Origin of the sequence: Pseudomonas sp. JV245A, assembly GCF_032424515.1 — a bacterium.
Taxonomy (GTDB): Bacteria; Pseudomonadota; Gammaproteobacteria; order Pseudomonadales; family Pseudomonadaceae; genus Aquipseudomonas; species Aquipseudomonas protegens.
This window is the reverse complement of sequence record NZ_VYKE01000282.1, coordinates 1-3,525: the sequence shown is the minus strand read 5'-3', so window position 1 is coordinate 3,525 and position 3,525 is coordinate 1. Positions and strand designations below refer to the sequence as shown.

4 protein-coding genes are annotated in these 3,525 nt (G+C 62.1%); all 4 read right to left on the bottom strand.

The window, feature by feature from the left end:
- Nucleotides 1-143: 143 nt before the first annotated feature.
- The gene (locus F6S12_RS30535; RefSeq protein ID WP_053154437.1) at nucleotides 144-1,409 is read right to left on the bottom strand and encodes an MFS transporter; all 1,266 of its coding nucleotides are present in this window, start codon (nucleotides 1,407-1,409) and stop codon (nucleotides 144-146) included.
- Between the two features lie 109 nt (nucleotides 1,410-1,518).
- Nucleotides 1,519-2,568, bottom strand: coding sequence for a type III polyketide synthase (locus tag F6S12_RS30530; RefSeq protein ID WP_011064130.1), 1,050 nt, complete (start codon nucleotides 2,566-2,568; stop codon nucleotides 1,519-1,521).
- A gap of 208 nt (nucleotides 2,569-2,776) precedes the next feature.
- The gene (locus F6S12_RS30525) at nucleotides 2,777-3,217 is read right to left on the bottom strand and encodes a Zn-ribbon domain-containing OB-fold protein (RefSeq protein ID WP_011064129.1); all 441 of its coding nucleotides are present in this window, start codon (nucleotides 3,215-3,217) and stop codon (nucleotides 2,777-2,779) included.
- A gap of 12 nt (nucleotides 3,218-3,229) precedes the next feature.
- A partial coding sequence (locus F6S12_RS30520; RefSeq protein WP_409999876.1) for a thiolase C-terminal domain-containing protein occupies nucleotides 3,230-3,525 on the bottom strand: 296 nt, incomplete at its 5' end.

Here is a 3,525-nt window from a genome sequence, read left to right as displayed (position 1 = left end):
CTGCAGAACAGCAGGGTCTCGTACAGCCCGCCGTGTTCGGAATAGGCCCGCACGCTGCGGCCATTGTGAAAGTCGAACAGCCCGATGGCGCGCTGGTCCTTGTGGCAGACATCCAGCAACAGCAGGTAATCGTCCATGATTCTCTAGTCCTTCAGGGGCAAGGGGGCGGGGAGGATGGGCAGCGCTTCGCGCACGCGCGAACGGCGCGGTTCGAGGGCCTGTTCCTTGAGCAGGAATGACAGCAGCAAGCCGGCCAGGCTGCCGCTCAGGGCCACGTACAGGATCGATGGCAGGCCGAAATGGCTGGCGGCGAACCCGGCCACGGCCGGTGACAACCCGCCACCCAGGATCTCGCCGAACCCCACCACGATTCCGGTCGCCGCCGGCAGCAGGGCCGGGGTGACCGATTCGCTGGTCAAAGGGCCGACTGTCATGCAGATCAGGCTGAAGTTGAAGAACGACAGCAGGAACAGCAGCAGGAACAGCAGCCAGGGAAGGGGCGGGCTGACGATCAGCAGGCCCACCAGGGTGCTGCTGGTCATGAAGCACACCGACACCACCGGCTTGCGCCCGAGACGGTCGGACATGCCGGGGATGATCAATTGGCCGATGAAGCCGCCCAGGCCGATGGCCGAGATGACGAAGGCCATGGACAGGGTTTCCAGGTGCATATGGTCGGTCAGGTAGCTGGGCAGCATGGCGCAGAGGACGAACTGGCAGGTGAGTATGCAGAACATGATCAGGATGTTCAGGCTCACGTTGCCGCTCTTGAAGGCCGCCAGCCAGGTGCCTGCGGTGCGGTCGGCCTGGGGCGCCGGCAGCGGTCGGTAGATTTTCCACAGGTAGCCGGCCAGCAGCAGGCCCGGCAGGGAAATGATGGCGAACACCGCACGCCACGAGCCAGTGATTTGCAGGAGGTATGCGGCGATCAGCGGCCCCAGGCACAGGCCGAGAATCGGGAACAGCGCCTGCTGGATACCCAGGTTCAGCCCGCGCCGGTCGGGGCGCGAGACTTCATTGGTGACAATGATGCTGGTGGGGGTGAAGGCACCCTCGCAGATGCCCATCAGCCCGCGCAGAATCACCAGCCCCAGCACGCCGGTGGCCAGCGCGGAAAAACCGGACAGTAGCGAAAGCACGGCAATCGAGGTCACCAGCACGCGGCGGGTGCCCAGGCGCTCGATCACGCTGCCCATGCCCAGGGCGGACAGCCCCCAGGTGAAGGCCAGCGCGGCGGACAGGTAGCCCAGGTCCTGATAGTCCAGTTGCAGGTCGTGCATGATCACCGGAAACAGCGGCAGGATGATGAAGCGATCCAGCCCCACCAGCCCGAAACTCAGTGACAGCAACAGCACCATGGATCTTTCGTAACGGCTGTTGGCAGCCGTGGTCGGCATTCCAGTGTTCATCGCTCAGCTTCCTTGTGAAACCATGAACCCGGCGCAAGCGCCGTGGGAGGCCACCCGACGTTGCCATGCAGCCCGGCAACGTCAGGTGGGACAGGCACAGGCAGTCACATCAGGCGGTCCACTCGCCCACCGCCATTTCCGCGGTGAACCCCGGGCCGAAGGCCGCCAGCAGGCCGATGTCGCCGCGATTGAGGTTGGAATCGAACTGCCGCTTGAGTACGTCGAACACCACCACGCTGGCAATGTTGCCGGCTTCCGACAGGCTGCTGCGCGATTGCGAGACCCGGTTGGATGCCAGGTCCAGGTGCATCACCAGCTCGTCGAGGATCTTGCGACCACCGGTGTGGAAGATGAAGAAGTCGTTGTGCGCACAGTTCTGTTCGAAACTCTCGTAGTTGAGCCGCTCCATGACCGGTGCCACGTCCTTGATGGAGTTCATCACCGCCTTGTCGAGGGTGAAGTGAAAGCCGGTGTCCTTCACGTCGTACTTGATGTAGTGCTCGCTCTTGGGCAGGAAGTACGACTCGGTCTTCTTGATCTTGAAGCCGCCGGCCTGGTCATCGGCGCGCAGCACGCAGGCGGATACCGCATCGCCGAACAGCGCCGCGGAGATGAAGGCGTGCAGCTTGGTGTCGTCCGGCTGGTAGCACAGCGAGGAGAACTCCAGGGACACGATCAGTACGTGGTTGCGGGCATCGAGCCGGGCGAAGTCGTTGGCGCGGTTGATGGCCGCGGCACCGGCCACGCAGCCCAGCTGGGCGATCGGCAACTGCACGGTGGAGGTTGGCAGGGCCAGGTCGTTGATCAGGTGCGCGGTCAGCGACGGCATCATGAAGCCGGTGCAGGAAGTGACGATCACCATGCGAATGTCGCTGATCTGCAGCCCGGCATTCTCGATGGCCTGGCGCGCCGCGGCCGACGACATCTGCCGGGCTTCACGCTCGTAGACGATGCTGCGGTGGGTGAAACCGGTGTGCACTGCCAGTTCGTCGATCGGCAACACCAGGTGGCGCTCGTTGACTTCGGTGTTGGCGATCATGCGCTTGGCCAGGGCCATGCGTGGATGGTCGGCGTGCAGGTTTTCCAGGTGATCGACCATCTGTTGCTGGGTGATCTTGTGTTGCGGAAACATGACGTGTGGAAGGCAAAGTGTAGACATGATGGGTCCTTGGCTTTAAGTAAGCCAACAAGTTAAGGGGTGGGGATAGTCCCCGTTTATAGGCACAGGAATCTGTAGGCCCTAAAGGAAATCAGGGCCTTAAGGCAACTTCGGGGCGTGAAGTTGCCGTTGATGTAACTTTTAAGTTGGATTTTATTTTAATGGCTAACTTCAAGGTGCCTTATATAAAGGCACCTTGAATAACAACTTATATATCGAGTACGAACTTATAAGCGTATTGCCAGGCCAGGTTGCTTTCGCGCACATGCTTGCGGATCACCATGCGCACCGGCGCACCGACTTTCAGCTGTTGCTGATCGCACACATCGACGATTTCCGAAGCGATCACCAGGCCGTCGTCCAGGCGCACCATGGCCATGATGCGCGGCACGGTTTCGCCATAGCCCATGGCGGCCAGGATCGGGTTCTCGGCCGGGGCCATGACCTCGATCTTGCCACTGCGCGCGCAGCGATACGGCTTCACACTCAGGGAGTTGCAAGCGCCGCAGACGGTGCGCCGGGGGAAGAAGATTTCGTTGCATTCTTCGCACTGGCTGCCTTCGAGGCGGTACTTGCCGCCATGCTCGCGCCATTCGCGAAGCATGCTGGCGGTGGTCATTCTGTGGATCTGTTCTGGGTACATGGACATGGTCCGGGCTCCTTAGTCGTTCGAGAGGACAATCACTGAGTTGTGCGCCGCGTAACCGCCAAGGTTCTGCGACACGCCGATGCGCGCGCCCTTGACCTGGTTGTCGGATTCACCCCTCAGCTGCCGGAACAGCTCGGTGATGTGCAGGATGCCGTCGCAGCCGGAGGCATGGCCGCGGCCGATGTTGCCGCCGTCGGTATTGAGCGGCAGCTGGCCATCCAGGGCGATGCCGCCTTCGAGCACGAAGTCGCCGGCCTGGCCCTTGCCACAGATGCCCATGGATTCCATCTGGATCAGCCCGGCGCCGA

Excerpts from the sequence above, each read along its gene's own strand:
- F6S12_RS30530 (WP_011064130.1), bottom strand. The coding sequence starts at position 2,568 with ATGTCTACACTTTGCCTTCCACACGTCATGTTTCCGCAACACAAGATC.
- F6S12_RS30535 (WP_053154437.1), bottom strand. The coding sequence starts at position 1,409 with ATGAACACTGGAATGCCGACCACGGCTGCCAACAGCCGTTACGAAAGA.
- F6S12_RS30525 (WP_011064129.1), bottom strand. The coding sequence starts at position 3,217 with ATGTCCATGTACCCAGAACAGATCCACAGAATGACCACCGCCAGCATG.